The following is a 26,119-nucleotide window of genomic DNA, read 5'->3' as shown; positions in this document are numbered from 1 at the left end:
CACCCTTCGGCGAGGTCACGGAATGGATCCTTGGGTCTTCGCTCCGCTTCGCGTCGCTACGCCCAAGGATGACGAGGTCGGGCACGCCTCGCTCAGAAAGTAACAGCAAGCCGCTCCAACCCATGGAAGTGATAGGTATCGCGGAAGCGCGGTTCCCCGGCCAGGCGCAAATTGGGCAGGCGCTCGAACAGCGTTTTCAACGAAACCTGCAGTTCCAGCCTGGCCAGCGGCGCGCCGATGCAGAAATGGATGCCGGCACCGAACGAGACGTTCTTCTGGTCCGTGCGGACCGGATTGAATGTGTCGGGTCCGGCAAACGCCAGCGGGTCGTGGTTGGCCATGCCAAGCAGCAGCGCGATCATCTCGCTGGGCTTGACCAAAATGCCCGGTGAAACTTCGATCTCCTCATAGGCATAGCGCAGGAACATATGCAGCGGCGCGTCGAAGCGCAGGCATTCCTCGACCGTCGCGGCGTTCGCCTCCGTTGTTTCGAAGAAGCGGTGGGGATCACCGCCTTGCGCCAGGATCGAACGCACGGCATTGCCGGTCTGATGCACGGTGGCCTCATGCCCGGCGTTGAGCAAAAGGATCGCCGAGGAAACCAGTTCGTCCTCGGAAAGTCTTTGGCCGTTGTCCTGGGCCTCGATCAGCAGCGAAAGCAGATCGTCGCCGGGCTTCTTGCGCCGCTCGGCGACATAGCCGCGCAGGAAGGCAGCGAAATCGCGGCTGGCGCGGTTGGCCGTGTCCTCGATCTCACGCGTGCGGCCGTGCATGTACATGGCGACCATCCGGTGCGACCAGTCGAGCAGTTGCGGCCCCATATCGACCGGAACGCCCAGCATCTCGGCGATGATTGTGATCGGCAAGGGTGAGGCGTAAGCCGGCAGAAGGTCGACGCCGCCTGGCTCGAAACGGTCGATCAGCTCATTGGCCAAGACCTCGATGCGCGGCCTCAGCCGCTCGACCTGGCGCGATACGAAGGCGCGGTTGACCAGCGTCCGAAGCCTCGTATGCACTGGCGGCTCGAGCTCCAGAATCGAATTCGCCTCGATTGCGTCGAAGGCGGTCAGATGCGAGCGGTCGTCGCCAACACCGCGGCTGTCGGGAATGCCGGCCGGGTTCTGGCGGCCGAAGCGGCGGTCGCGCAGCAGCCGATTGACGTCGTCGAAGCCGCCAAAACACCAGAAGCCGTAATCCTCCCAGAAGAAGGCATTGGAGATGCCATGCAGGAAGGCATAGGCCTCATAAGGGTTCTGCACGAAGGCCGGCTCGTGCGGGTCGAGCCGTAGGCGGCGGCTGGTTGGATCGAAAGCGAGATAGGCTGGCATCATGTCTGACCAATAGCGCGCCTTGTCGGCCAGATGCCAGACCGTATACCGTATCTTGGCCTCCGTCGTGCCCATGCGTTGGGCCAGGCACACAAGGCAGTGCGCGGAGCTCCGGCGCCGCGCTTCAGCGTCCCGTCTTCAGGATGCCTGCCACCTTGGCGGCGATCGCGGCGTCGAGCGCCTGCCAATTTCCGAGGAGCTCGCGCGGGAAACGGTAGGTGAGGCTGAGATCGTCGCCCACCTGGATGTCGCGCTCGCAGGGCGCCAGCGATTCCTCGGCGCTTGGCCCGCTCAGGCAGCGGGCGACGAAAGGGTCCTTGCCCGGCCGGTCGGCAACCGCCAGCACCTCGTTGAGGTAGCCCGATTTCTCGGTGAAGCCGTAGAGCGTCGTGCCGCCCGGACCTGGCGTGCCCGGCTTGACGATCAGGGCGCTGTAGATCGGCGCGAAGCGGCCGCTCATGTCGCGCGACATCATCCGCGGCTCGAACGACAGGAAGACGATCTTCTTGGCGGCGCGGGTATGGTTGAAATCGTCGCGCGCGGCGGCGCTGTAGCCGTCCATCTCGGGATAGCGCAGATAGAGATCGAGGCGTGAGGCGATGCCGTCGCGCCTTGCCTGGTCGAAGCGGATGAAATTGGCCGGCACGCTGATCAAATTGTTGCCCATGACGACCTGTCGGACGGTCGTGTCGTCGGTATAGCCGGCCATGGCGATCGATCGCCCAAGCCATTTGCCGCCGACGCTGATTGCCACCGAAAGCAGGGCCAGCGCAGCGAAAGCGTAGAAGACCCGCTTCATCAAGGTCGAGTCGACGACCTCGAAGTCCGGGCTTTCGGCGGCGGTTGCCTCTCTCATCGCGATTCCCAATCCGCTCACCTGTCCTCAGGTGGCACAGCTTCGCGCGGCATGGCTCTTGCAGCGCATGGGTACGACTGTGCGGTTTCATGGTAAACGGTTGGTAAAGATGGATCCCATGCTGCTCCCTCTCTACGCTTTTGCGGTCGGCCTGACGGCCTGCGGCCTCGCCGGCTCGGCCATGGAGATCATCTCCGGCCGCCGGCTGGCCTTCGCCGAGCCCTATGTGTCGCCTGCCCATATCGCACGCTCGCTTGCGGCAACCGCCTGCGCCGGCCCTTTCATGCTCACCAATGATGCGCTGGCTGCGCGGCGCGAGGGGCGCATCGGCACGCTGGCGCTGCTTTCGTGTGGCTGCACGGCGGTCGCCTGGGCATTGGCCCTCGGCATAGTGCTGATCACCATTGCCTCATGGGCGACCGGTCTTTAGGTCTTTGATTTTAAGCATGTCTTTGTCCCGAAACCGCTGCACACTTTCGGGAGACATGCATTAGGCTCGGCCGAATTCTCGGCCTGAGACGATTCGGAGACGAAAATGCCAATCTATGCGATCGACGGAAAGGCGCCCCGATTCGACGATGTCGAAACCAACTGGATCGCACCGGACGCCACGCTGATCGGCAATATCAACGTCGGACGCAATGCCGGATTCTGGTTCGGTGTCGTCATCCGCGGCGATGGAGAGCCGATCACGATCGGTGCCGACACCAATGTGCAGGAACATACGATCATGCACACCGATCCGGGCTATCCGCTCACCATTGGACAGGGCTGCACCATTGGCCATCGTGCCCTGCTGCATGGCTGCGCCATCGGCGACAACAGCCTGATCGGCATGGGCGCCGTCGTGCTCAACGGCGCGAGGATCGGCAACAATTCGCTGGTCGGCGCGGGCGCCCTGGTGACGGAAAACAAGGTGTTCCCGGACAATTCGCTGATCGTCGGCTCGCCAGCCAAGGTGATCCGGGCGCTGGACGATGCGGCGGTCGAAAGGCTGCGCGTCTCGGCCGCGCATTATGTCGCCAACGGCAAGCGCTTCAAGGCAGGATTGAAAGAGGCCTGAGTGGCCCAATTTGGCGCCGCGGCTTGGTCGTTTAATCGCGCCGGGATATCGCGTCGCGCAGCAGCGACGCCCACGCTTCGAAACCGGCTTGGTCCGCGCCTTCCAGGGCGGTCTCATAATCATCGATGCGGGTTCTGAGCGACGGGTCCGCACCTGACGCGAGCAGCAGGCGGATCGCTTCCGCGTCGCGCAGCGACACCGCATAGTGCAGCGGCGTCCAGTCGTTCACGCCGCGCATGTTCGGGTCGGCGCCATGTTTCAGCAGGAGCCGGACGACCTCCAGCTTGTCCGGCCGCTTCGTCGACAGCGCCGCGATGAGCGAAGGAAAGCCGGCAGGATCCTCGTAGTTCGGGTTCGAGCCGGCGTCGAGCAAGGTTGCGATGAAGGCGGCCGGACTCCAATAGATCGCGTATTCCAGCGGATGGCCAAGGCCGAGCTCGAACGGCATCCGCTCATCGAACCAGCGCGCTGCGCCCCCCAGGGCCTTCCCGAGAGCCTCGAAGTCGCCTGCCTTGAAGCTTTCGTCGATGGCCATGAACAGCCGGTGGCGTTCGCAGCGATCGTCAGGGATCTCCAGCATGACAATGTCACTCGGATTTGCTTTTCCCTTTTTTAGCGGCAACTTTGACCCGTATTCGCATGGCACCGCCTTTGGGATTTTCAATATCGAATGCAGCGGTCTTCCTCACAAGGTCGCTCAATTTACCGAAGCCATAGGTGCGAGGGTCGAAATCGGAGAAGAGATTTGAAAGTTGCTGGCCGAAGGTGCCAAGACGCACCCAGCCATCTTCGCTTTCCATCTGGCCAATGACTTTCTTTAGTATAGGTGTCGCAGCGCTCGGCGCTTGAAGCGGCTTTCTTACCGGCGCAGCATCGTGAGTATCCCCTACGCTTCGGAGAAGGTTTTCTGTATAGACGAAACGGCGACATGCCTGCCGAAAACTCTCCGGGGTTTTCTGTTCGCCAAACCCGAATACATCAACACCCTGTTCGCGTATGCGCGCAGCAAGCCGCGTGAAATCGCTGTCGGAAGAGACCAAACAAAAGCCGTCGAAGCGACCGCTGTGAAGCAGGTCCATCGCGTCAATCACCAGTGTGATATCGGAAGCGTTTTTCCCAGTCGTATAAGCGAACTGCTGCTGGGGAATGATTGCATGCTTTGACAGGACGTCAGCCCACCCCTTCGACCGTGCATTCGAGAAGTCGCCGTAGATGCGTCGAACGCTGGCCTCGCCAATCTTGGCTATTTCCTCGAACAGGCCGTCGACGATCTTGGCGGAAGCGTTGTCGGCGTCGATAAGGACCGCCAAGCGTGGTGACCGGGGTTCTGTCGGCATGTTGGTGCTTCCCGTAGCTGGCGTGCTTGCGGATCTCAAACTCTTGGAACTGTCGCCATGCCCCGGTTCTCTTTGCTTCTTGTTGTAGCAGAGGTGGGCCGCAACAGAAATCTGCGCCTTGGCACAGTACCTTCTATCAGGGTTTCAATGGCTAGTGAAAAAAGGCGGAGCCGGCCCGGGGACAGGGCCGGCTCCTAAAACCCGGTCGTTGGGGACGGGGAGGGTGGGGACTCGACCGGGCTTTTCTTAAGCACGCCGCATGAATGCGGCGTGCTCAATCTCTTTGTGCATGTCGTTGGCCCAAAACCGCTGCGCACTTTTGGGCGACGTGCATCGGCGTCCTAGCGGACGCTGGCGACGGCGTCCTCGCGGCCGTCGTTGATCGAAACCCAAACGCCCGAATTCTCGGCCGATTGACGTTTGAGGTAGGTGTAAACCGTGTCGTTCCAGGCGAGCACTTTCGGCTCGAGATTGTCGAGGATGAACTCGCCGAGACTGGTGCGCACCGTCAGCACCGCATGGCCGTCGCCGTTCGGCTGGCGCACGACCGTCATCAAGAGGTCGCCGGCGGGGACGCCCGCCGCCATCAGCTCGCGGCGCTTCTCCAGCCCATAATCCTCGCAGTCGCCATAGCCGTTGTCGGGATAGGCCCAGTATTCCTCGACCCCGTAGATTTCCATATCGGTTCGCGGCTTGACCCGGATGTTCACCGAATTGTTGATGCTGACGATCGTCGCCCACAGTTTGCGGGTCAGTTCGACCGGAGGCTCTTTCGGCGTCCTTTCGTTGCATTCGACCGGCACGCGCTGGCAGAATTCATAGTGGCCGACCGGCTGGGTGGTGCGGCCGCCCGTATGCATGAGCACCGGTCCCGCGCTTGCCGTTCCCCAGGCGGAAAGCTGCATCGCCATTGCCAAGAGCAACAGCTTGCCCCTCGTCATTTTCATTATGGCAGTCTCCCCGTTTGAGAAAGACTGTGCCACGTTGGGATTTATTTGACGCAAAAACGCGAAGTAGATATTGAGTAAAACGCCCGTAGAATAAATATAAAATTTGAACTATCTCGGTTTGAGATCGTTGGGATTTGGTTGGCGCGCGCAGGCGATCGGCGACGGCTCGGCGGGCGGCGAGTGGTTGCGGACGATGTCTCTTTGAGGCAACAAAAAAACCGGCCGCGTGCGGCCGGTTCGGTTGTACCCGGATGCGTTCGCGTCAGGATCGCGGCGCGTTGAATTCCGAATCCAGCGTTTCCGGCCGCTGAATGACGGCGAATTCGATGGCAACGCCGTCCTCGAAGTGACGCACCACCTGGCCGCGCATCGTGCCCAGCATGACCTGCACGCCGATCGCCGGTTTGACGTCGATCTCGATCGCCGCGCCCGAAAGCGACAGGTCGATGATGCGGCACTGATACTGGCGCCCATCGGTGAGCTGCAGCACGCTCATCGGATTGCGCGGCGCGACGCGCTCATGGCGGCGGTCTTCCGGCAGGTCCAGCTCGTGCTTGTTGGCAAGCCAGGTGAGCTGAGCGGCAAGCTTGTCCTTCTTGCGGTCGGAAGCGATGACGGTCATGGCGAAACCGTCCTGCGAAGTCCGTGTCACGATGCCTTCGATGCGGCCGATATGGTCGATATAGGCAATGACCTTTTCGCCCGGCATGCCGACGCGGTCGGTGCGCAAGGCGACGTTACCGGGCGACATGTCGATCACCTGGCACGGATGTTCGGTGCGGTCCTCCAGCATGAACCGCCCGTAAATCTTCACCCGGACGCGCTGGAAATTGCGCCGCTCTGCTCGGGACGGCGCGTATTCTACCGCCGTTGACCTCATGGCTGCCTGCACCCCGTTGGCACTCCACGCGACGATGCGCGGAATTTCGCCGGAAAAAGCTACAGCAAAGCAGGTTAACAAAGGGGAAAAAGTCGGCCGCGAACGGCTTGAGATCGGAGCTTGTCTCAGGGGCAAAGTCAGAATCGATCGGGCCAGGATTCCCGGCCACTTGCCTCATTCGTTGCGTCCGCCGTCGAAGACGACGAGGTGGCGAATCCGGCGCACGCGGCCGAGCGCGGGAATGGTCTCATGCGCGTCGAACTCCGTCGGCACCAGCGAAGGAACATCGATCGCAGGCCGATTCTTCAGGAACATCGGTTCCTTGTCGGGATCAATGACCCGGATCGCGTCGATCTGGGCATCGGCAAGCGGGTCGGCGCCCAGCCAGAACGGCCTTTCCACGGCGCTGATGATGCCGAGGCAGCGGGGATTCTCGATGCCGCCGTCGAGCGGCAGCGCGAGCAGTTCGAACTTGTTGGAACGGCCGTTTCGGCTGAAGCCCTCGTAGTTCATCAGCAGCAGCGATTTCTGGTCGAAGACGCCGTGGATGAGCCGCGACACCAGTCGCTGGTCCTTCTCGCGCCAGAGCGAGGGAAACGAGAAGCCCTTGAGCTCGCGGCCGTAGCAGGCGCAGAGCCTTGTGCCGGCGAGCCGGAACACGGCTTCCCCGCGCGTGTCCCGCTCCAGGATGAACGTGTCGGCCAGGAGCGACTTGATGTCCGCCGGCTCGACCTCCGAGCGTTTCGGGGCAGGGCGGCCATCACGCAGCCGGTTCCAATATTGGAACAGCGTGATTGATCCGTTCTGATTCATTTTCATTCCGCTCCGCGCAATCTGTCTTTTTGCTGTCCCATCGGCGAACAGACAGGGCGCCCTCCGATGACCTTCATGCGGTGCGGAGCAGGATGCGTGCCAGCATCGTTAACGTTTGTTCACGGGTCGGGGTCGTTAAGGTTAACAAGTGGTTTACGTTGCGTGCCGGCAGGGGCTGTGGCACACCAAAAATCACTCCAAAACGATCGTTTCGCAGCGATCGGCAGCACTTCAAGAGTTTTCGGGGAGCAGGGGACTCGGCCAGCCGTTCAGGGGAAACCCTGGACGGCCTTTCTTTGATTCGCCCTCTTTCCGATTCGGGGCTGTGGCGATTCGCGGTTTGTGATTCGATCAGGCGTGAACTACATGCTCGCCCGAAAATCGAGTCTCCAGCCAACTGCAGGGCCGCATGAGCGAACCGGTAAGCCCGACTGAACCCGAACCGCAGCCGCATGAGGAGGCGCCGGAACCGCGCCGCGAGCCGGTATTCAACCTGCCGCCGGTGGTGCAGGCGGTAGTTGCGATTTGCCTCGTCGTCTATCTGGCCGAAAACTATCTTCTCACGCCAGCGCAAGACGACACGTTTGTCTCGACCTTCGCCTTCACGCCGGCTTTCTATTCGGGTCTTTACCCGCCAAGCGTCTATTTGCTGGTTCAGCCTTTCACTTATGCGTTCATGCATGGCAGTTGGGCGCATCTCTTGGTCAATATGGTCTGGCTCGCCGCTTTCGGCTCGCCGCTCGCCAATCGTCTCGGCGGTGTTCGATTTGCAGTGTTCTACGCGGTGACCGGGCTGGTTTCGGTTGCGCTGTTTTGGGCGCTGCACCCGTATGGCGAGATGCCGCTCGTCGGCGCTTCGGGCGCGATCTCTGGCATGATGGGGGCGGCGGCGCGCTATGGCTTTCGCATCGACCGCTCGTCCGGCAAGGCAGCCTTCGCCGGTGAGCCGCTGCCGATCGCAATCGTGCTGCGCTCGCGCGGCGTCATGACTTTCCTCGGCGTCTGGATGGTGATCAACCTCGCCACCGGCCTGCTCGGCTTCGCGCCAGGTGTCGACGGCCAGATCGCCTGGGAGGCCCATATCGGCGGCTTTATCGCTGGCTTCTTCGGCCTGCGTTTCTTCGACCGCCCGCAGCCGTCGGAGTAACGCTGCGGCGCACTTGAAATGCAGCCAATCACGGCGCACGATGGCGGCTAGGCACCCAGCGTCTTCCCAAGGGCGCTGGGGCTGAAAAAAAGCCGGTCGGGCAGGAGCCGGCGAGCAAGGCTGAGGAGGACGCCATGACGGTTAAGGCAATTCTTGAAAGCAAGGGCCATGACGTGTTCACGCTCGGGCCTAACGAAAAGCTGACCGAGGCCATCCGGATTCTGACCGAACACAGGATCGGCGCGCTCGTCATCACCAACGGCGACCGCAAGATCGTCGGCATTCTCTCGGAGCGCGACGTCGTGCGGGTGATTGCCAGGGAAGGAGCGGCCGCGCTCGATATCGCGGTGCGTTCGGCGATGACGCCCAAGGTCAAGATCTGTAACGAGAGCCATACCGTAAACGAGGTCATGGAGATCATGACGCGAGGCCGCTTCCGCCACCTGCCGGTGGAGAAGGACGGCATGCTCGACGGCATCGTGTCGATCGGCGACGTGGTCAAGCGCCGCATCGAGGACGTCGAACGCGAAGCCGAGGAGATCCGGGCCTATATCGCCACCGCGTAGCCGCTGCTTGGCTGCTTATTGCATCCTAGCGCAGGCCGGCTGCGTGCTGGAGGCGCGCGATCAGGTCGGCGTTGCGACAATATTCCGGCGGGGTGTCGGCTTGTTCGTGGCTGTCGAGCCAGGTCGAGCATTCGGCTTGATGGCCGCATGAACGGCAGCGGTCGACAGCTCGATTGGTGACGGCAATTTGGTCCGGAATGATTTTGAGTTGCCGTTCGACGCCCATCTTCTGCATCATTCGACCCATCAACGAGGTCCTGACCTCGACTGGAAGCAGATAATCCAGAAAGTTCATGTTGGTCACACTCCTACCCTTTCGGCAATTTTGTCCAAGGCGGCAGGGGCATGCATTGATCTCGGTCAACAGACGACTCCCTTGCCAGCCCGAGCCGATTGATCTAGCGAACGGTTGACATCCTGCGCTGCCAGAGTGCGGGAATTCGGACAACAAGCATCTGGACCACAATGAGCATCATCGATACCCGCACGCCCGACCCGAAACGCCTGATCTCCGGCGCCACCGGCGACTGGGAGATCATCATCGGGCTCGAAGTGCATGCGCAAGTGACGTCCGAGGCAAAGTTGTTCTCCGGCGCCTCGACCTCTTTCGGCGCCGCCCCCAACGCCAATGTCAGCCTGGTCGACGCGGCGATGCCCGGCATGCTGCCAGTGATCAACGAGGAATGCGTCAAGCAGGCGATCCGCACCGGACTTGGCCTGCAGGCGGCGATCAACCACAAGTCGGTCTTCGACCGGAAGAACTACTTCTATCCGGATCTGCCGCAGGGATATCAGATCTCGCAGTTCAAGCAGCCGATCGTCGGCGAGGGCAAGGTGATCGTCTCCGTCGGGCCGGACCGGCAGGGCGAGTTCGAGGACATCGAGGTCGGCATCGAGCGGCTGCATCTGGAGCAGGATGCGGGCAAGTCGATGCACGACCAGCATCCGACCATGTCTTATGTCGACCTCAACCGCTCGGGCGTCGCGCTGATGGAGATCGTCTCCAAGCCCGACATGCGTTCCGCAGACGAGGCCAAGGCCTATGTCAGCAAGCTGCGCACCATCATGCGCTATCTCGGCACCTGCGACGGCAACATGGACGAAGGATCGCTGCGCGCCGATGTCAACGTCTCGGTGCGCCGTCCGGGCGGCGCCTTCGGCACGCGCTGCGAGATCAAGAACGTCAACTCGATCCGTTTCATCGGCCAGGCGATCGAGTCCGAAGCGCGCCGGCAGATCGCCATCCTGGAAGACGGCGGCGCGATCGAGCAGGAGACGCGCCTGTTCGATCCCAACAAGGGCGAGACGCGCTCGATGCGCTCCAAGGAAGAGGCGCATGACTACCGCTACTTCCCGGACCCCGACCTCTTGCCGCTGGAGTTCGACCAGGCCTATGTCGACACCTTGGCGCAGCATCTGCCGGAACTGCCCGACGACAAGAAGGCGAGGCTGATCGACTCGCTGGGCCTCTCGGCCTACGACGCCTCGGTGCTTGTTTCGGAAAAGCCGGTCGCCGATTATTTCGAGAAGGTGGCGGCCGGACGTGACGGCAAGCAGGCCGCCAACTGGGTCATCAACGACCTGCTGGGTGCTCTCAACAAAGCCGGAAAAGATATTGAAAATGCTCCGGTTTCGCCTGATCAGCTCGGCGCTGTCATCGACCTGATCAAGGAAGGCACGATCTCCGGCAAGATCGCCAAGGACCTGTTCGAGATCGTATGGAACGAGGGCGGCGACCCGCGCCAGCTCGTCGAGAGCCGCGGCATGAAGCAGGTCACCGACACCGGCGCCATCGAGAAGGCGGTCGACGAGGTCATCGCCGCCAACCCCGACAAGGCCGAGCAGGCGCGCGCCAAGCCGACCATGGCCGGCTGGTTCGTCGGCCAGGTGATGAAGGCGACCGGCGGCAAGGCGAATCCGCAGGCGGTCAACGAGCTGGTCAAGGCCAAGCTCGGCATCGAGGGCTAGCATGTTCGTGCGGACGGCGAGCGAACGCGATCTCGCCGCCATCCGTGCGCTGCTGGTCGAGACCTGGCATGCCACCTACGATGCCATCTATGGCGCCGGGCGCGTCACCGAGATCACCGATGACTGGCATTCGATCGCCTCGCTCAAGGCGCGGCTGACGCGCCCCAATTCGGAATTCCTGGTGGCCGACGACGGCAAGCGCCTCGGCGGCATTGCGTTCGCTTCCGCCACCACGGACCCGAAGATCGTCCTCCTCAACCAACTCTACGTGCATCCGGACTGCCAGCGCCGAGGGATCGGCCGGTCGCTGCTCGACGAGGTTGAGGCCAGCTTCCCGGAGGCGCGGACACTGCGCCTGGAAGTGGAGGAGGCGAATTCCCCGGCGATCGCCTTCTACGAGGCGCATGGGTTCCGGCCCGCCGGCAGGACTGGCGATTGCGGCGGCGGTTCAGGAATACCCGCGCTCGTCCTGGAAAAGCGGCTGGCGTAGATCGTCCGAAGATAACGGCTGCGGCGTCGCGCCCTGGATTTGATGCATCCCCGGGCTGTCCAGACTTCGTCACTCAGGCGCGGGGAGAATCTCCACATTGTCGATAAGCCTGGTCGTGCCGAGCCAGGCCGCCGCGAGCAGGCGGCCGTCGCGATCCCCCCGCCAAGGCCTGAGCGTCACGGCCTCGCGTGCGGCGACGTAGTCGACCTTTCGGAAGCCCGACCGGACGAGTGCTTCCGCGGCCTCGCCCGTGGCACTTGCCTCATCCGCGCCGGATGCCAGTTCCGTCGCGGTCTGACGCAGAACCGCGTTGAGCTTGCGCGCGATATCGAGTTCGGCCTCGCCGAGATAGGCGTTGCGGGACGACATGGCGAGGCCATGCGAATCGCGCACCGTCGGCCCGCCGATGATGTCGACCGGCAGATCGAGATCGCGGCAAAGCTGCCTGACGACGCAAAGCTGCTGGTAGTCCTTCTCGCCGAACACCGCGCAATCGGGCGCGGCCTGCAGGAAAAGCTTGGTCACAACGATAGCGACGCCGTCGAAGAAGGCCGGCCTGAAATCCGTTTCCAGACCGGCGGAGGGGCCACCGACCGAGATTTTGGTAGCGAACCCGGCCGGGTACATTTCCGCGACGGTCGGCGTGAAGACGAGATGCGCGCCTGTTTCCCGAAGCCGGTCGATATCCCGGGCCAGTTGGCGCGGATATTTGTCCAGATCCTCTGTCGGCGCGAACTGGGCCGGATTGACGAAGATCGAGACGACGCAGCGCTCGGCCTTTTCGAGCGCGATCCTGACCAGCGAGATATGGCCGTCATGCAGGGCGCCCATGGTCGGCACCATGGCGACCGTGAGGCCCTCCCGGCGCCAGTCCCGGATTTGCGTGCGGAGCGCGGCGACGCTGTCGACGACGATTGGTCCGCTCATGCCTTGTCCTTGCCCGACGTCGCCGAAAAGACGTGGTCCCGTCCTGGAAATGCGCGGCTGCGCACCTCGGCGGCGTAGCGCGCTGCCGCGTCCGAAATAGTGTCGCGCAGGTTTGCGTATTCCTTGACGAATTTCGGCACCCGGTCGACCGTCATGCCGATCATGTCGTCTATGACCAGGATCTGGCCGTCGCAGTCGGCGCTGGCGCCGATGCCGATGGTCGGGATGGCGATATGGCGGGTGAGATCCGAAGCCACGGCCTCCACCGTCCCCTCGATGACGACCGAGAAGGCGCCGGCCCTTTCGACCGCTTCGGCGTCGCGAAAGAGGGCTTCGACGTTTTCTCTGGTGCGGCCCTTGATCCTGTAGCCGCCGTCCTTTTCCACGGATTGCGGCTGCAGGCCGATATGGCCCATGACCGGGATGCCCTCGGCAACGATGGCCGCGATCTGCGCGGCCATGTCGACGCCGCCCTCGAGCTTGACCGCCTGGCATCCGGTTTCATTGACGATGCGCCTTGCCGAGGCAACGGCGTTCGCCGGGGAGCCCTCGTAGCTGCCCGCGGGCATGTCGACGACCACGCAGGCTTTTGCCGAGCCGCGCATTACCGCCTGTCCATGCGCGATCATCATCTCCAGCGAGGCGCCGAGCGTCGTAGCGTGGCCATGCAGCACCATGGCGACGCTGTCGCCGACCAAAAGCAGGTCGACATGCGGATCGAGCATGCGGGCTATTGGATAGGTATAGGCGGTGAGGCAGACGATCGGCACGCCACCCTTGCGGCGACGGATGTCTTCGGCGCCGATCCGATTGCCGGTGGACCGTTCTGGGGCCAATCCTCACCTCCCTCACCGGCCTGGGCCAGATGCCCGCTTTGCGGGCGTGCGAGCTTTAGAAATACAGGCGGCGCTTGGCAAGCCGAGGCGGCGACATCTCCGCGGGTGTATCGATTAATGCAATGTCGCGCAAAGGTGTGCAGCCGTTTTGCGAAAACGACATGCATAAAAAACAAAAACTAAAGCGCGTCGCCCGAATCGACGCGCTTTAGCGCACGAAGCCATTTACGTCGCCGGGCGCGGCAAAACCCTTGCCTTCGCGATGGCCTGACGCCATAAGCAGGAAACGGTGCGGCCGCTGCCGCCACGAGGATCCGGATGAAGACTTTCCTGCTGCAGTTTTTCACCTGGTGGAACAGCCAGACTCTCGGCACGCGTTTCCACACCTGGCGCTTCGGCAAGAAGGTCGGCGAGGACGAGGCCGGCAACGTCTATTACGAGGGCGGCATCGATTCGGAAGGCCGCACCCGCCGCTGGGTCATCTATCGCGATTATTCCGAAGCCTCGAAGATCCCGCCGGGCTGGCATGGCTGGATGCATCACCGCGTCGACACGCCTCCCTCGAGCGAGAGTTACAAGGCTCGCGAGTGGCAGAAGCCGCACCGGCCCAACCTGACCGGAACGCCCGGCGCCTATCGCCCGCAGGGTTCCATCCTGACCAACCAGCATCGCCCGCAGGTGACCGGCGACTACGACGCCTGGACACCCGGTTCGTAAACGCGTCCTTCGGTCCTTTGTCGCCACAATTGGCGTTTAGCTGCTTGCTGATATCGCAGCCATGACTAGCCTTGGGCGAGAGAGAATCACCCGGGCGCAACCACCGGTATCCTTGCATGAGCCGAATCTCGACGGGATTGTTCGCGACAGCGTCCGTTCTGGCCGCCTCGACGGCGGTGTTCGCCGCACCGCCGGCGCCGGCAACGCCGCCAGTTTCCGACCGTATCACCAACCCGGTCGCCGAATTCGCCGGCATCGACAAGATCACCGGCCGCATCATCACCTTCGACGTCTATATCGACGAGACCGTGCAGTTCGGCGCCCTGCAGGTGACGCCGCGCGTCTGCTATTCGCGGCCGGAGACCGAGCAGCCGAAGACCGATTCCTTCGTCGAAGTCGACGAGATCACGCTTGACCGCAAGATCCGCCGCATCTTCACCGGCTGGATGTTCGCCGAAAGCCCTGGCCTCAATGCCGTCGAGCACGCCGTCTATGACGTCTGGCTGAAGGGCTGCAAGCAGAAGTCGGATGTGCCGCCGCCGACCGCCGCCAAGGCCGATACGGGCAAGCCGAAGAGCGAAGCCGCAAAGCCCAAGGCTCCGGCGCAAGAGCAGCCCGCCGAGGCAGCACCTGAGCCGACGGATGCCGCGCCCGCGCCGGACGGCACCGACTCAACCGACGCGAACTGACCTCGGAACCCTCTTTTTCGCAATCCGTTGGATAAACGGCGATAGCGACGGGAGGTTTCCATGGCAAAGATCAGGCCGATCACTGCCAGCAAGAAAGAGCTTCTCGATATCGAGAAAGGGTTCTGGACCGGCAGTTCCGCCTACTTCGCGGCCCATGCCGATGTGGAATGCCTTGTCGCCTTTCCAGAGATGGCGAAAGCGATGACCAATGCCGATCTGGCCAAGACCGCCACGAAGCCCAATCGCTGGCGCGATCTCGACATCCGGCTGAAAGGCATGGTCGAGCCGGGTAGTGATATCGTGATGCTCACCTACGAGGCTCGCGCGACGAGGGAAAACGGCGAACCCTATGCCGCCATCGTCAGCACCGGCTATGTCCATCGTGCCGATGGCTGGAAGATGATGTTTCATTCGCAGACACCGATCGAATCATCGACCGAAGACTGACAGACCTCAGGGATAGAAAACCGCCTCGCCCTTCAAGGCCTCGGCCAGCATCGTCTCATAGCGGCTGCGCGGCACGTCGATGGCGCCGAAGCGCTTGAGGTGCTCGGTGGTGAACTGCGTGTCGAGGAGCGCAAAGCGGCGCGCGTTCAGCCGCTCCACGAGATAGTAGAGGCAAGTCTTCGAGGCGTCGGTTTCCTTGGCGAACATGCTTTCGCCGAAAAACACGCGCCCGAGCGACACGCCATAGAGACCGCCGACCAGCCGGCCTTCGCGCCATGCCTCGACGGAATGGCAGTGGCCCAGCCGGAAGAGATCGACATAGGCTTCGCGGATCGGCGCGTTGATCCAGGTCGAGCGGCGCTCGTCGCGTTTTTCGGCGCAACCGTCGATCGTCGCCTCGAAGTCGAAATCGTAGCGTATGTCGAAGGGGTGCTTGCGGATCGTCTTCTTCAGGCTGCGCGGCGTGTGGAACCCGTCAAGCGGGATGATGCCGCGCGTCTCCGGCCGCACCCAGAACACTTCCGGATCGGTCGCGCTCTCGGCCATCGGGAAGACGCCCGAGGCATAGGCTTTCAGCAGCAGGTCGGTCGGGATGCGGTAGCCGGGCGCGTAGGGACGGGTCATTGCGCCATTATAACTGCAAGACCCTAATCCTCATCGGCCAAATATTTTTCAAGCCAGTGGATGTCGTAGTCGCCATTGGCGATGTCCGGATTGCCGACCAGATCACGGAACAGCGGCAGCGTCGTCTTGATGCCGTCGACGACGAACTCGTCCAGCGCCCGCCGCAGCCGCATCATGCATTCGACGCGGTTGCGGCCATGCACGATCAGCTTGCCGATCAGGCTGTCGTAGTAGGGCGGGATTCTGTAGCCAGAATAGACGCCGGAATCGACTCGGACGCCGAGGCCGCCGGGCGTGTGGAAATGCGTGATCGTGCCGGGCGACGGCGTGAAGGTGCGCGGGTCCTCGGCGTTGATGCGGCACTCGATGGCGTGGCCGTTGAACTTGATGTCTTCCTGCCGGACCGACAGCCCGCCGCCGGAGGCGACGCGAATCTGCTCGTGCACGAGGTCGATGCCGGTGATTGCTTCCGTCACCGGATGCTCGACCTGCAGGCGGGTGTTCATCTCGATGAAATAGAACTCGCCGTTCTCGTAGAGGAATTCGATGGTGCCGGCGCCGGAATAGCCGAGATCGGCGATCGCCTTGGCGCAAATGCCGCCGATGCGCGCGCGCTCCTCTGCATTGAGCGCGGGCGAGTTGGCCTCCTCCCACACCTTCTGGTGGCGGCGCTGCAGCGAGCAGTCGCGCTCGCCGAAATGCACGCCGCGGCCGGCGCCGTCGCCGAACACCTGCAATTCGATATGGCGCGGCTTTTCCAGATATTTCTCGATGTACACGGCGTCGTCGCCGAAGGCCGCACCCGCTTCCGACTTTGCTGTATGCAGCCCCACTTCGAGGTCGGCTTCAGTGCGCGCCACCTTCATGCCGCGGCCGCCGCCGCCGGCCGAAGCCTTGATGATCACCGGATAGCCGATCTCGGCGGCGACGCGCTTGGCTTCCTTCTCGTCGCTGATCGCGCCGTCGGAGCCAGGCACCACCGGGATACCGAGGCGCTTTGCCGTGCGCTTGGCCTCGATCTTGTCGCCCATGACGCGGATATGGTCGCCCGACGGGCCGATGAAGGTGATGTTGTGGGCGGCGAGGATGTCGGCGAACTTGGCGTTCTCCGAGAGGAAGCCGTAGCCCGGATGCACCGCGTCGGCGCCGGTGATCTCGCAGGCGGCGACGATCTGATGGATGTTGAGATAGCTTTCGCGCGCTGGCGGCGGACCAATGCAGACGCTCTCGTCGGCGAGGCGCACATGCATGGCGTCCGAATCGGCCGTCGAATGGACGACCACCGTCTGGATGCCGAGCTCCTTGCAGGCGCGCAGCACCCGGAGTGCGATTTCGCCGCGATTGGCGATGAGGACCTTCTGGAACATCTCTCCGCTGGTCCCGGCTCTACTCGATGACCACGAGCGGCATGCCGTATTCGACCGGTTGGGCGTCCTCGATCAGGATGGCCGTGACCGTACCGGCGCGCGGCGAGGGAATCTGGTTCATCGTCTTCATCGCTTCGATGATGAGCAGCGTCTGGCCTTCCTTCACCTTCTGGCCGATCTCGACGAACGGCTTGGCGTCGGGAGCGGGCGCCAGATAGGCGGTACCGACCATCGGCGAGGGCACGGCGTTCTTGGAGGCGTCGGCTGCCGCCGCGGGAACCGCCGCCGCTGCCGCCTGAGCCGGCGCGGCAATCGCCGCCGCTGGAACAGGAAGCGGAGCGGCGACCGCGTGGACGGCCTGCGACTGGCGCGACACGCGCACCTTCAGGTCGCCGAGCTCGACCTCGATCTCGGTCAGGTTGGTGTCGTTCAGTATGCCCGCCAGATCGCGGATCAGCTGCTGGTCAACACCGTTCTTCTTTATCGACATTTTCGAGCCTTCTGTTTGGGAGCCGGTCACAGGCGCGCCGCCAGTGCCTGCAGCGCAAGCGTGTAGCCGAGCGGCCCGAACCCGCAGATCATGCCGACAGCGACCGGAGCGACCATGGAGACGTGCCGGAAAGGCTCCCGCGCGTGGATATTGGAAAGATGGACTTCTGCGACGGGCAGCGGCGCGACGGCGCGGATGGCGTCGTGGATGGCAATCGAGGTGTGGCCGTAGGCGCCGGGATTGATGACGATTCCGGAAGCCTTGTCGCCGGCTTCCTGAATCCAGTCGACGAGGTCACCCTCGTGGTTGGACTGGCGGAAATCGATCTCGAGCCCAAGCGCCGCGCCTGCGGCCTTGCAGTCCTCGGCAATGGCCGCAAGCGTCTTGCCGCCATAGATCCCCGGCTCGCGCTTGCCGAGTGCATTGAGGTTGGGACCGTTGAGGACGAAAATCGTTTTCAAAATGCCGACCTTGTTTAACGCCGACCCCAAGCCGGCGCGCCGGACCTCTATAATGGGCATAGCCGCCCGCGAAAAGAGCGCAAGTGCGTTCTTTCGCTGTCCACAACAGGCGGAAAACCGCCCCTTGTCGCGCCTCTCTATGCCTAGAGCGCGCTCTTGGCCTGCTCGATCTTCTCTGCCAGGACCTGCTGTCCGAGCGCGCCGAAGACCACCTCGTTGCCGACCACATAGGACGGCGTGCCGGTGATCGACAGCTTGGTGGCGAGGTCGTAGGTCCGGGAGAGCGCCTCGTTGATGCTCGGATCCTTCATCTTCTCGCGCAGCTTCGCTTCGTCGGCGCCGAGCGAAAGTGCCACCTTCATGGCGGTCGCCTCGGTGGCGCGGCCCTGGCCGCCGAGCAGCGCGGTGTGGAAGGCGCCGTACTTCTCCGGCATCATCAGGTGAAAGGCCATCGACACCACGCTGGCCTTCTGCGAATCCGGGCTGAGGATCGGGAATTCCTTGAGCACGAAGCGCAGATCCGGGTCGGCCTTGGTCAACGCCTTCATGTCCTCGATGGCGCGTTTGCAGAAGCCGCAATTGTAGTCGTAAAACTCGACGATGGTGACCTTGCCGCTCGGGTTGCCGACGACGCCGTCGAAGGTGGAGTTGAAGATCTCGTCCTTCGCGTCCTTGATGACGCCGAGCGCGGCGAGCCGCTGTTCTTCCTTCTGCTTGGCCTCGAGCGCGTCCTGCACCTCGAGCAGGACCTCCGGGTTCTTCAACAGATAGTCGCGGATGATGCCTTCGACCTCCTTGCGGTCGATCTTGCTGTCCGTGGAGGCCACCTGGATGGCTTGCGTCGTATCGGCCTTCGCGGCCTGCGGGCTTCCTGCCACGAAGCCGAATGCCAGCATGCCGAGCGCTACCGCCACGCCGGCGCTGCCGAGCAGGATTGCCTTGTTCATGATCATTTCCTTCTGCCTATCCCGGCCCATTCTAGTCGCCGCGCATGGCCGGGAGGTTCATTTGAGTTTGTTCGATGGCGTGTAGTTTATGATATCCTGAGCGCGAAGCCAGCCAGGCTCGCCGCGCTTCAACTTCTGTTGAGCGCGCATGGCGAAGATTTTCGCATTCTTGTAGTCGGCCGAATAGTAGTGGCCTTCCGCCGTCGCAAGGTCGGCGGCGGGGATTTGTCCCAATTCGCCATAGGCTTGCGCCAGATAGCGGTAGGCTTCCGCATTTTCCTTGTCGCGCCCGATCCCGTTGTTGAGCTGGGTTACCGCCTTCTTCACCGAATCCGGCGTGCCGACCGCCATCAGCGCCTGGCCGAGCGAGACCATCAGCAAACCGGACCGCGCCGGGTCGAGGCTGACGGCCTTGGCATAGGCATCCGCGGCATCCTTGGGCTTGTTGACCTTCATCAGGATGTCGCCGCGCAACTCCTGGAAATAAGGGTTCTTAGGCTGTTCCTTGATCAATGCCGCGGTCTTCGTCAGCGCTGCGCCCGGATTGCCATAGAGATAGGTCTGCTGCGCGTCGCCGTAGCGCGAGGCGAGGCTGGTCGGGTTCTTCCGCATCAGCCGCGACACGGCCGCCTGGCCCTGCATATAGGCGGCGATCTTGATGCGCATCATGTCGTGCCGCTGCTGCAGCGTCGGCGGGTCGACATTGTCGACATACGGGCTCGCCTTGACCAGGGCTTCGAGATTGGCGATGCGCTCCTGCGGCATCGGATGGCTGATCCGGTAAGGGTCGAGCTGTGTGCCCGACAGCGACAGCGCGCTCTGGAAGCGGCCGAAGGTCTTCAGCATGCCCATGCCGGACTGGCCGGTGGCATTGAGATAGGTGATCGCCGAGCGGTCGGCCGTGATTTCTTCGCCTCGCTGATAGGCAAGGATGCTGCGCTGCGCCATCTCGCCGCCGCCGGCGGCGACGCCCATGCCGGCGCCGGCAAGGCCGCGGCTGTTGGTCGTGGCGCCGGCGACCATCGCGCCGGCGCCGAGCAGCGTGGCGATGATGGCCATGGTTTTGGCGCGGTCGAGCTGATCGCGCAGTTTCTGCTGATGGCCGCCGGCGATGTGGCCGGCCTCGTGCGCTATGACGCCGATGATCTCGTTCGGCGTTTCGGCCGCCACCAGCGCCCCGGTGTTGATGAACAGGCGGCGGCCGGTGACGAAGGCGTTGAAGCTCTGATCGTTGACGAGAACGATGTCGATGCCGTCATTTGCGAGGCCCGCCGCCTTGAAGATCGGCCGGGCATAGTCGCGCACCAGAGCTTCGATCTCGGCGTCGCGCACCACGGGTACGCCTTGCGCGAAGGCATCCACCGAAGCGGATGCCGCGACCGCGGCAGCAAGCAGAAGTGTTGCGAATCCGCGCGCGGTTCGCGCAATTTTCGATCTGGCAATCATCGTTCGGGGTCGGCTCAACATGACAGGTCCACTGGTAGACGAGCGGGCGAAGGATGAAAAGTCGGCGCCGATAACTTCCTGCGCGCTTGTGATCCCCACATCAATCGGGCATTTGTGCGGCGCTGCCATTCAAGCCGGGCAATTCCAGGAAAGCGCGTAGCCGTTTTTCGGCCCGAATTGCTCCAACAAATTGGCAGGTTGGACGAGAGGTCAAATGGTCGTTTCGCTTTCACGCCGCGGCGAGGTCGAGCCGTTCCACGCCATGGATATTCTGGCCGAGGCCAACCGGCTGAAGGCCTCCGGCGTTCCCGTGGTGTCGATGGCGGTCGGCCAGCCGTCGGACCCGGCGCCGGTCGGCGTCCGCGAAGCGGCAGTTCTGGCGCTTAGGCACGGTCGCATCGGCTATACCGACGCTTTGGGGCTGGCTGAGCTGCGCAAGGCAATCGCCGGGCACTATGGCGAGCACTACGGGATCGATGTCGCGCCCGGCCGGATCGCCGTCACCACCGGTTCGTCCGCCGCCTTCAACCTCGCTTTCCTGGCGATGTTCGACCCGGGCGACCGCGTCGCCATCGCCGCGCCCGGCTATCCGGCCTACCGCAACATCATGGCCGCGCTCGGCATCGAGGTCGTCGAGATCGAACTCGGGTCGGATGCTTATCTGCATGCCGATCACTTGAAGAGCGCGCATCGCGAAAAGCCGCTGAAGGGCGTGCTGTTCGCCAGCCCCGCCAATCCGACCGGCGCGGTCATTCCGGCTGAGGAGCTTTCGGCGCTGGTGAAGACGGCGGAGGAGCTCGGCATCGCGGTGATCTCGGACGAAATCTACCACCGGCTGGCCTATGCCGCTCCGGATGTCAGCGCGCTGGCTTTTGGTGCCGGCGTGACGGTGATCAACTCGTTTTCGAAATACTACTGCATGACCGGTTGGCGCATCGGCTGGATGGTCCTGCCGGAAGAGTTGGTGCGGCCAGTCGAGCGCATTGCCCAGAGCCTCTATATCTCGCCGCCGGAACTGTCGCAGATCGCCGCGATCGAGGCCTTCAAGGCCACGCAAGAGCTGGAGAAGGTGAAGGCGCGCTATGCCTGGAACCGCGACCTTCTGATGAAGCGCCTGCCGGAGCTCGGCTTCGCGCTCGCCGCCCCCATGGACGGCGCCTTCTACGCCTTCTGCGACGTCACCCGCCACACCAATGACAGCATGGTGTTCGCGCGCAAGATGTTGGCCGAGGCGCATGTGGCGGCGACGCCCGGCCGCGACTTCGATCCGCTGCAGGGTCATCGCACCATGCGCTTTTCCTATGCCGGCAGCCACGACGACATGGTCGAGGCGCTGGCCCGCATCGAACGCTGGCTGAAATAGACGCCATGCCGGAACTCGAGCAAGCGCTGGCCGAGGTTGCCGCCGAAATGGCCGAGCGCGCCGATCGCGGCGATGTCGCCACCTATATCCCGCAGCTCGGCAAGGTCGATCCGAGGAAATTCGGCATTGCCGCCGTCACCAATGACGGCCGCGTCATCCTCGCCGGCGACGCCGACCAGCCCTTCTCGATCCAGAGTGTCTCGAAAGTCTTCACACTGACCTTGGCGCTGGGCAAGGTCGGCGACGCGCTATGGCAGCGCGTCGGCCGCGAGCCGTCCGGCAATCCGTTCAACTCGATCGTCCAGCTCGAGCATGAGAACGGCATTCCGCGCAACCCGTTCATCAACGCCGGCGCCATCGTCGTCTCCGACATCCTGCTTGCCGGCCATCAGCCGCGCGAGGCGATCGGCGAGATCCTGCGCTTCGTCCAGTTCCTCGCCGACGACGATGCGATCATCATCGACCGCGAGGTCGCGGCCTCCGAGCGCGCCACCGGCTACCGCAATTTCGCTCTGGCCAACTACATGAAATCCTTCGGCAATCTCCACCACGAGCCGGAGCTGGCGCTCGGCGTCTACTTCCACCATTGCGCCATCGCAATGAGCTGCCGGCAGCTCGCCATGGCCGGCCGTTTCCTCGCCAATGGCGGCCGGAATCCGGCGACCGGGCATTCGGTGGTGTCGGCCGAACGCGCGCGCCGCATCGGCGCGCTGATGCTGACCTGCGGCCACTATGACGGCTCCGGCGACTTCGCCTTCCATGTCGGCATTCCGGGGAAAAGCGGTGTCGGCGGCGGCATATTGGGGATCGTGCCGGGCGTCGCCTCGCTCGCCGTCTGGTCGCCCGGCCTTAACGAAAACGGCAACTCCAAACTCGGCTCCATCGCGTTGGAGAAGCTTGCCAGGATGATGAACTGGTCGATCTTCGCGCCTTGACGCGGGTTCGGGTGCGCGTGACCGCAAGCACCGGAAAAGAAAAATCCCGCACCAGATGGCGCGGGATTCTCCTTAAAAGATAAGCCTAACAGGCTGAAAACCCTAGAAGAAACCCTTTCGCTGCCACCAGCCGGCGCGCTTCGGCTTTTCTTCGGCCTTGGCCTCCTGGGAGAGGTTGGACGAAACGACGGGAACGACCGGCGCATCGATCGACTGAGGCTTGCGCCGCGTCGGGTGGGCATTGACAGGCGCCTCGGCATCGGTCGGAGCGGAAGCGGCCGCTGCCAACGCCGGTTCGGCGACCGCGGGTTCAGCGGGAAGCTCCGCCGCGGGCTCGGGTGCGGTCTCGGCGACCGTTGCCGCCACGGCCTTTTTCGATCGCGATGCACGGCGCGGCTTCTTCGGCTTCTCCGTGGCCGGAACGTCGTCATTGGCAGGTGACGGCGCGGCCTGCTCTTCGGCCGCTTCCACCACCGCAGGCGCGCTTTCGGAAGCTTCGCCTTCCGCTTCATCGCCCTCGAGACCGTCGCCTGCGCTGGCTTCGGCAGCGGTTTCGCCGTCCTCGCGGCGATTGCGCTTGCCGCCGCGCTTGCCGCGACGGCGCTTCTTGCCCTGATCCTCTTCGGCCGCTTCCGCGTCGGCCAGTCCTTCGGCCGTCACCTCGGCTGCTGCCTCGCCCGCCGGCGCGGCGGCATCCGCCGGAACGGGGGCCGAAACGGCATCGCCCTGGGCTTGATGCTCGCGGTCGCGGTCCTTGCCGCCGCGCCGCCGCCGGCGCTTGCGACGCTTGCGGCCGCCTTCGCCGTCCTCGGCCCGCTGCTGATGCTGGGCCTGCTGCGGGTGGCGCGGCTGTTCGGCCTGGACCGATACCTCTTCTTCCTCCTCGACGACGACCTCGTCCTCGGGCTCTTCCGGCTCGACATAGGTCGGCAGGCTGCGCACCTCGACAAAGCCTTCCGGCTTCTCCGCCACGGCGCCGCGGAAGATCGCGTAGTGCTGCGCGCCCAGCGTCTCGTCGGCTTCGAGCGTGATGGTCAGGCCGAAACGCGCCTCGAGCTCGACCAGATTGGTGCGCTTGTGATTGAGCACATAGAGCGCCGTCGCCGCCGGCGTGCGCACGGTGATGTGGCTGCGCGAATCCTTGAGCAGGAATTCCTCGATCGCCCGCACCACCATCAGCGCCACCGAGGAGTCCGAACGCACATGGCCGGTGCCGCCGCAATGCGGGCAGGGCTTCATCGTCGATTCCAGCACGCTGGCGCGGATGCGCTGGCGCGACATCTCCATCAGGCCGAAATGCGAGATGCGGCCGACCTGGATGCGGGCGCGATCGTTCTTGAGGTGATCCTTCAGCCGCTTCTCGACGGAGCGGTTGTTGCGATTCTCCTCCATGTCGATGAAGTCGATGACGATCAGGCCGGCAAGGTCGCGCAACCTGAGCTGCCGCGCGACTTCCTCGGCGGCCTCCAGATTGGTGTGGAGCGCGGTGTCCTCGATCGAATGCTCCTTGGTGGAGCGGCCGGAGTTGACGTCGATCGAGACCAGCGCCTCGGTCTGGTTGATGATGATGTAGCCGCCGCTCTTCAGCGTCACCTGCGGCTGCAGCATGCGGTCGAGCTGCGCCTCGATGCCGTTGCGCACGAAGATCGGGGTAGTGTCGCGATAGGGCTGCACCACCTTGGCGTGGCTCGGCATCAGCATGCGCATGAAGTCCTTGGCCTCGCGATAGCCGTCCTCGCCGGAGACCAGGATTTCGTCGATATCCTTGTTGTAGAGGTCGCGCACCGAGCGCTTGATCAGGCTGCCTTCCTCATAGACGAGGGCAGGGGCCGAGGACTGCAGCGTCAGATTGCGGACGTTTTCCCAAAGCCGCATCAGATATTCGTAGTCGCGCTTGATCTCGGCCTTGGTGCGGCTTTCGCCGGCGGTGCGCAGGATGACGCCCATGCCCTGCGGCACCTCAAGATCGGCCACGACCTCCTTCAGCCGCTTGCGGTCCTGGGCGTTGGTGATCTTGCGCGAGATGCCGCCGCCGCGCGCGGTGTTGGGCATCAGCACCGAATAGCGGCCGGCGAGCGAAAGATAGGTGGTAAGCGCCGCGCCTTTGTTGCCGCGCTCTTCCTTGACGACCTGCACCAGCAGGATCTGGCGGCGCTTGATGACCTCCTGGATCTTGTACTGGCGGCGCACCGGCTTGCGGCGGTTGCGGACTTCCTCGAGCGCGTCCTCGGCGCCGACCGATTCGATCTCATGCTCGTCCGAATGCGAGGACTGCACCTCTTCCAGCATGCCGCGATCGCTTTCGCTCGATGCGGCCTCGTCAGTGGAAGCAGCTTCGCTGATGGATTCCGCCTGCGGCACCGCTTCGGAAATCACATCGGCTTCGACACTGGCCGCAATCGAAGAGGGACCCGCGTCGGAAGGCTGGTCATTCCCGTCTTCGTCGCTGTCGCTGCTGGCTTCAGGAGCTTCGTTCGCCTGTTCGCCGGTCGCCTCGGTTATGGTTTCGACGCTCTCGGAGACCGCTGCGGCGTTCTCCGCCGCGGCGTCGCTCGCGTCGCCGGCCTCATAGCCGGATTCGTCCGAAGCCGCGACCTCCTCGGCGTTTTCGCTGGCTCCCTCGGTCGCGGCGGCATCGGCGCCGCGCCGGTGCTCGCCACGGTCGCGATTCTTGCCGCCGCGCCGACGGCTGCGGCGGCCGCCGCGTTCGCGCGCCTGCTGCTCATCGCCGCTTTCGGCTTCCTCGTCGTCTTCGTCCTCGGCCTCCTGCGCTTCGGCGCGCAGCAGGGCCTGACGGTCGGCGACCGGAATCTGGTAGTAGTCGGGGTGAATTTCACTGAAGGCGAGAAAACCGTGACGGTTGCCGCCATATTCGACAAAGGCTGCCTGGAGGGAAGGTTCGACGCGGGTTACGCGGGCGAGATAGATGTTTCCTTTGAGCTGCTTCTTGTCCTGTGATTCAAAGTCGAATTCTTCGATGCGGTTACCGCGAACGACAACAACGCGTGTTTCCTCCGGGTGGGAGGCGTCTATCAGCATCTTGTTGGGCATTATTTCGTTTCCTCCCGGCAGCCATCAGCCGCAGCTGGCGGGGCAGACCCCGCCGCTGTGTGCCTGGATTTGTGTGGATGCCGGATAATTGAATGTCCGCCGGCCGCTGCTTCAACGCGATGGCGGTGCCGCCCGCAGCCACAATGGCGCGGTTCGATGCGGACCTTTCCATGATTGCGCTTGAAGCCATCGGCACCCAGCAGAACCTTTTGAACCAAAGCCCGGGCTTAGCCGGACCAGCTTGTTTGCTCACACGGAGCCGGCGCGGGACATCCCGGCCGTTTTCATCGCACAGGCGATTCCCCCGCCACGGGAGCACGCCTGCGAAAATCGTCGCGATCACCTGAAGCCCGGAAGCGAAAGGAGCCGCCTTCACATCTTACCCTTGGCGGGAACTGCAGAGGCGGGCGGTTCCAGGATT

The 26,119-nt window shown here is 63.5% G+C and carries 28 protein-coding genes; 11 read left to right on the top strand and 17 right to left on the bottom strand.

From position 1 onward, the window contains the following. Positions 1–92: 92 nt before the first annotated feature. Positions 93–1,331: a cytochrome P450 gene (locus EJ070_RS27570; RefSeq protein WP_126095923.1), complete on the bottom strand. Its 1,239-nt coding sequence runs from the start codon at positions 1,329–1,331 to the stop codon at positions 93–95. A gap of 121 nt (positions 1,332–1,452) precedes the next feature. Further along, a complete protein-coding gene (locus EJ070_RS27565; protein WP_126094182.1) occupies positions 1,453–2,184 on the bottom strand; it encodes a hypothetical protein in 732 nt (243 codons plus the stop codon). Between the two features lie 109 nt (positions 2,185–2,293). On the opposite strand from EJ070_RS27565, the gene EJ070_RS27560 reads away from it, so the two are divergent. Further along, entirely contained in the window at positions 2,294–2,614 is a 321-nt protein-coding gene (locus EJ070_RS27560) for a hypothetical protein (protein ID WP_126094181.1), read from the top strand. A 105-nt stretch (positions 2,615–2,719) separates the two neighbouring features. Further along, complete coding sequence (locus EJ070_RS27555) at positions 2,720–3,247, top strand: gamma carbonic anhydrase family protein (RefSeq protein WP_126094180.1); 528 nt, start codon at positions 2,720–2,722, stop codon at positions 3,245–3,247. A gap of 31 nt (positions 3,248–3,278) precedes the next feature. Here the strand turns inward: EJ070_RS27555 and EJ070_RS27550 are convergent, their stop codons facing one another. The 5 genes from EJ070_RS27550 to EJ070_RS27530 form a co-directional block, all read right to left on the bottom strand. Then, positions 3,279–3,782 (bottom strand): ankyrin repeat domain-containing protein, encoded by a 504-nt coding sequence (locus EJ070_RS27550; RefSeq protein ID WP_245464689.1) that lies wholly within the window; start codon positions 3,780–3,782, stop codon positions 3,279–3,281. A gap of 52 nt (positions 3,783–3,834) precedes the next feature. Beyond that, positions 3,835–4,584: an NYN domain-containing protein gene (locus EJ070_RS27545; RefSeq protein WP_126094178.1), complete on the bottom strand. Its 750-nt coding sequence runs from the start codon at positions 4,582–4,584 to the stop codon at positions 3,835–3,837. A 341-nt stretch (positions 4,585–4,925) separates the two neighbouring features. Then, the gene (locus EJ070_RS27540) at positions 4,926–5,531 is read right to left on the bottom strand and encodes a transglutaminase-like cysteine peptidase (RefSeq protein ID WP_126094177.1); all 606 of its coding nucleotides are present in this window, start codon (positions 5,529–5,531) and stop codon (positions 4,926–4,928) included. A 265-nt stretch (positions 5,532–5,796) separates the two neighbouring features. Beyond that, complete coding sequence (locus tag EJ070_RS27535) at positions 5,797–6,414, bottom strand: PilZ domain-containing protein (RefSeq protein WP_126094176.1); 618 nt, start codon at positions 6,412–6,414, stop codon at positions 5,797–5,799. A 174-nt stretch (positions 6,415–6,588) separates the two neighbouring features. Beyond that, positions 6,589–7,227, bottom strand: a complete 639-nt coding sequence (locus EJ070_RS27530) for a PAS domain-containing protein (RefSeq protein WP_126094175.1) — start codon at positions 7,225–7,227, stop codon at positions 6,589–6,591. A gap of 409 nt (positions 7,228–7,636) precedes the next feature. On the opposite strand from EJ070_RS27530, the gene EJ070_RS27525 reads away from it, so the two are divergent. Both EJ070_RS27525 and EJ070_RS27520 read left to right on the top strand, forming a co-directional pair. Continuing rightward, entirely contained in the window at positions 7,637–8,374 is a 738-nt protein-coding gene (locus EJ070_RS27525) for a rhomboid family intramembrane serine protease (protein ID WP_126094174.1), read from the top strand. 134 nt (positions 8,375–8,508) lie between these two features. After that, on the top strand, positions 8,509–8,940 hold the full coding sequence (locus tag EJ070_RS27520) for a CBS domain-containing protein (RefSeq protein WP_126094173.1): 432 nt from the start codon (positions 8,509–8,511) through the stop codon (positions 8,938–8,940). Positions 8,941–8,965: 25 nt separating this feature from the next. On the opposite strand, the gene EJ070_RS27515 is transcribed toward EJ070_RS27520, so the two are convergent. Further along, positions 8,966–9,235 carry a DUF6455 family protein gene (locus EJ070_RS27515; protein ID WP_126094172.1) on the bottom strand — a complete coding sequence of 90 codons (270 nt, stop codon included), beginning with the start codon at positions 9,233–9,235 and terminating at the stop codon, positions 8,966–8,968. 170 nt (positions 9,236–9,405) lie between these two features. On the opposite strand from EJ070_RS27515, the gene gatB reads away from it, so the two are divergent. Then, positions 9,406–10,908, top strand: coding sequence for an Asp-tRNA(Asn)/Glu-tRNA(Gln) amidotransferase subunit GatB (gene gatB / locus EJ070_RS27510; RefSeq protein ID WP_126094171.1), 1,503 nt, complete (start codon positions 9,406–9,408; stop codon positions 10,906–10,908). 1 nt (position 10,909) lies between these two features. Beyond that, entirely contained in the window at positions 10,910–11,398 is a 489-nt protein-coding gene (locus tag EJ070_RS27505) for a GNAT family N-acetyltransferase (RefSeq protein WP_126094170.1), read from the top strand. A gap of 69 nt (positions 11,399–11,467) precedes the next feature. Here EJ070_RS27505 and panC read toward each other — a convergent pair whose 3' ends face one another. Further along, complete coding sequence (gene panC, locus EJ070_RS27500) at positions 11,468–12,325, bottom strand: pantoate--beta-alanine ligase (RefSeq protein WP_126094169.1); 858 nt, start codon at positions 12,323–12,325, stop codon at positions 11,468–11,470. Continuing rightward, positions 12,322–13,161, bottom strand: coding sequence for a 3-methyl-2-oxobutanoate hydroxymethyltransferase (gene panB, locus EJ070_RS27495; protein WP_126094168.1), 840 nt, complete (start codon positions 13,159–13,161; stop codon positions 12,322–12,324). The genes panC and panB overlap by 4 nt, the downstream gene beginning before the upstream one ends. Before the next feature lie 318 nt (positions 13,162–13,479). Between panB and EJ070_RS27490 the strand changes: the two genes are divergently transcribed. From EJ070_RS27490 to EJ070_RS27480, 3 genes are all read left to right on the top strand, one after another. Beyond that, positions 13,480–13,878 (top strand): NADH:ubiquinone oxidoreductase subunit NDUFA12, encoded by a 399-nt coding sequence (locus EJ070_RS27490; protein WP_126094167.1) that lies wholly within the window; start codon positions 13,480–13,482, stop codon positions 13,876–13,878. A 116-nt stretch (positions 13,879–13,994) separates the two neighbouring features. Beyond that, entirely contained in the window at positions 13,995–14,567 is a 573-nt protein-coding gene (locus tag EJ070_RS27485; RefSeq protein ID WP_126094166.1) for a DUF2155 domain-containing protein, read from the top strand. Positions 14,568–14,627: 60 nt separating this feature from the next. Further along, positions 14,628–15,014: a hypothetical protein gene (locus EJ070_RS27480; RefSeq protein ID WP_126094165.1), complete on the top strand. Its 387-nt coding sequence runs from the start codon at positions 14,628–14,630 to the stop codon at positions 15,012–15,014. A gap of 6 nt (positions 15,015–15,020) precedes the next feature. Here the strand turns inward: EJ070_RS27480 and aat are convergent, their stop codons facing one another. From aat to EJ070_RS27450, 6 genes are all read right to left on the bottom strand, one after another. Continuing rightward, entirely contained in the window at positions 15,021–15,638 is a 618-nt protein-coding gene (gene aat / locus EJ070_RS27475; protein ID WP_126094164.1) for a leucyl/phenylalanyl-tRNA--protein transferase, read from the bottom strand. 23 nt (positions 15,639–15,661) lie between these two features. Continuing rightward, positions 15,662–17,005: an acetyl-CoA carboxylase biotin carboxylase subunit gene (accC, locus tag EJ070_RS27470; RefSeq protein ID WP_126094163.1), complete on the bottom strand. Its 1,344-nt coding sequence runs from the start codon at positions 17,003–17,005 to the stop codon at positions 15,662–15,664. 19 nt (positions 17,006–17,024) lie between these two features. Then, the gene (accB, locus tag EJ070_RS27465; protein WP_126094162.1) at positions 17,025–17,495 is read right to left on the bottom strand and encodes an acetyl-CoA carboxylase biotin carboxyl carrier protein; all 471 of its coding nucleotides are present in this window, start codon (positions 17,493–17,495) and stop codon (positions 17,025–17,027) included. A 26-nt stretch (positions 17,496–17,521) separates the two neighbouring features. Continuing rightward, on the bottom strand, positions 17,522–17,956 hold the full coding sequence (gene aroQ, locus EJ070_RS27460; RefSeq protein WP_126094161.1) for a type II 3-dehydroquinate dehydratase: 435 nt from the start codon (positions 17,954–17,956) through the stop codon (positions 17,522–17,524). A 143-nt stretch (positions 17,957–18,099) separates the two neighbouring features. Beyond that, complete coding sequence (locus EJ070_RS27455) at positions 18,100–18,903, bottom strand: DsbA family protein (RefSeq protein WP_126094160.1); 804 nt, start codon at positions 18,901–18,903, stop codon at positions 18,100–18,102. Between the two features lie 57 nt (positions 18,904–18,960). Further along, entirely contained in the window at positions 18,961–20,370 is a 1,410-nt protein-coding gene (locus EJ070_RS27450; RefSeq protein WP_126094159.1) for a M48 family metalloprotease, read from the bottom strand. A gap of 193 nt (positions 20,371–20,563) precedes the next feature. Between EJ070_RS27450 and EJ070_RS27445 the strand changes: the two genes are divergently transcribed. Further along, entirely contained in the window at positions 20,564–21,712 is a 1,149-nt protein-coding gene (locus EJ070_RS27445; protein ID WP_126094158.1) for an aminotransferase class I/II-fold pyridoxal phosphate-dependent enzyme, read from the top strand. A gap of 5 nt (positions 21,713–21,717) precedes the next feature. Further along, positions 21,718–22,647 (top strand): glutaminase, encoded by a 930-nt coding sequence (locus tag EJ070_RS27440; protein WP_189350093.1) that lies wholly within the window; start codon positions 21,718–21,720, stop codon positions 22,645–22,647. A 102-nt stretch (positions 22,648–22,749) separates the two neighbouring features. Here EJ070_RS27440 and EJ070_RS27435 read toward each other — a convergent pair whose 3' ends face one another. Continuing rightward, positions 22,750–25,698: an Rne/Rng family ribonuclease gene (locus EJ070_RS27435; RefSeq protein WP_126094156.1), complete on the bottom strand. Its 2,949-nt coding sequence runs from the start codon at positions 25,696–25,698 to the stop codon at positions 22,750–22,752. Positions 25,699–26,119 lie beyond the last annotated feature (421 nt).

The organism is Mesorhizobium sp. M1E.F.Ca.ET.045.02.1.1 (assembly GCF_003952485.1).
Classification (GTDB): domain Bacteria; phylum Pseudomonadota; class Alphaproteobacteria; order Rhizobiales; family Rhizobiaceae; genus Mesorhizobium.
This window is presented reverse-complemented; position numbering and strand designations above follow the sequence as displayed.

What these genes read in the sequence shown, in the direction of transcription:
- EJ070_RS27560 (WP_126094181.1), top strand. Translation starts at nt 2,294, where the DNA reads ATGGATCCCATGCTGCTCCCTCTCTACGCTTTTGCGGTCGGCCTGACG.
- aat (WP_126094164.1), bottom strand. Translation starts at nt 15,638, where the DNA reads ATGACCCGTCCCTACGCGCCCGGCTACCGCATCCCGACCGACCTGCTG.
- EJ070_RS27525 (WP_126094174.1), top strand. Translation starts at nt 7,637, where the DNA reads ATGAGCGAACCGGTAAGCCCGACTGAACCCGAACCGCAGCCGCATGAG.
- EJ070_RS27435 (WP_126094156.1), bottom strand. Translation starts at nt 25,698, where the DNA reads ATGCCCAACAAGATGCTGATAGACGCCTCCCACCCGGAGGAAACACGC.
- EJ070_RS27530 (WP_126094175.1), bottom strand. Translation starts at nt 7,227, where the DNA reads ATGAATCAGAACGGATCAATCACGCTGTTCCAATATTGGAACCGGCTG.
- EJ070_RS27570 (WP_126095923.1), bottom strand. Translation starts at nt 1,331, where the DNA reads ATGATGCCAGCCTATCTCGCTTTCGATCCAACCAGCCGCCGCCTACGG.
- EJ070_RS27555 (WP_126094180.1), top strand. Translation starts at nt 2,720, where the DNA reads ATGCCAATCTATGCGATCGACGGAAAGGCGCCCCGATTCGACGATGTC.
- EJ070_RS27440 (WP_189350093.1), top strand. Translation starts at nt 21,718, where the DNA reads ATGCCGGAACTCGAGCAAGCGCTGGCCGAGGTTGCCGCCGAAATGGCC.
- EJ070_RS27485 (WP_126094166.1), top strand. Translation starts at nt 13,995, where the DNA reads ATGAGCCGAATCTCGACGGGATTGTTCGCGACAGCGTCCGTTCTGGCC.
- EJ070_RS27455 (WP_126094160.1), bottom strand. Translation starts at nt 18,903, where the DNA reads ATGAACAAGGCAATCCTGCTCGGCAGCGCCGGCGTGGCGGTAGCGCTC.
- panC (WP_126094169.1), bottom strand. Translation starts at nt 12,325, where the DNA reads ATGAGCGGACCAATCGTCGTCGACAGCGTCGCCGCGCTCCGCACGCAA.
- EJ070_RS27515 (WP_126094172.1), bottom strand. Translation starts at nt 9,235, where the DNA reads ATGAACTTTCTGGATTATCTGCTTCCAGTCGAGGTCAGGACCTCGTTG.
- gatB (WP_126094171.1), top strand. Translation starts at nt 9,406, where the DNA reads ATGAGCATCATCGATACCCGCACGCCCGACCCGAAACGCCTGATCTCC.
- EJ070_RS27565 (WP_126094182.1), bottom strand. Translation starts at nt 2,184, where the DNA reads ATGAGAGAGGCAACCGCCGCCGAAAGCCCGGACTTCGAGGTCGTCGAC.
- EJ070_RS27445 (WP_126094158.1), top strand. Translation starts at nt 20,564, where the DNA reads ATGGTCGTTTCGCTTTCACGCCGCGGCGAGGTCGAGCCGTTCCACGCC.
- EJ070_RS27505 (WP_126094170.1), top strand. Translation starts at nt 10,910, where the DNA reads ATGTTCGTGCGGACGGCGAGCGAACGCGATCTCGCCGCCATCCGTGCG.
- EJ070_RS27520 (WP_126094173.1), top strand. Translation starts at nt 8,509, where the DNA reads ATGACGGTTAAGGCAATTCTTGAAAGCAAGGGCCATGACGTGTTCACG.
- EJ070_RS27535 (WP_126094176.1), bottom strand. Translation starts at nt 6,414, where the DNA reads ATGAGGTCAACGGCGGTAGAATACGCGCCGTCCCGAGCAGAGCGGCGC.
- EJ070_RS27480 (WP_126094165.1), top strand. Translation starts at nt 14,628, where the DNA reads ATGGCAAAGATCAGGCCGATCACTGCCAGCAAGAAAGAGCTTCTCGAT.
- accC (WP_126094163.1), bottom strand. Translation starts at nt 17,005, where the DNA reads ATGTTCCAGAAGGTCCTCATCGCCAATCGCGGCGAAATCGCACTCCGG.
- EJ070_RS27490 (WP_126094167.1), top strand. Translation starts at nt 13,480, where the DNA reads ATGAAGACTTTCCTGCTGCAGTTTTTCACCTGGTGGAACAGCCAGACT.
- accB (WP_126094162.1), bottom strand. Translation starts at nt 17,495, where the DNA reads ATGTCGATAAAGAAGAACGGTGTTGACCAGCAGCTGATCCGCGATCTG.
- EJ070_RS27450 (WP_126094159.1), bottom strand. Translation starts at nt 20,370, where the DNA reads ATGTTGAGCCGACCCCGAACGATGATTGCCAGATCGAAAATTGCGCGA.
- EJ070_RS27545 (WP_126094178.1), bottom strand. Translation starts at nt 4,584, where the DNA reads ATGCCGACAGAACCCCGGTCACCACGCTTGGCGGTCCTTATCGACGCC.
- EJ070_RS27550 (WP_245464689.1), bottom strand. Translation starts at nt 3,782, where the DNA reads ATGGCCATCGACGAAAGCTTCAAGGCAGGCGACTTCGAGGCTCTCGGG.
- EJ070_RS27540 (WP_126094177.1), bottom strand. Translation starts at nt 5,531, where the DNA reads ATGAAAATGACGAGGGGCAAGCTGTTGCTCTTGGCAATGGCGATGCAG.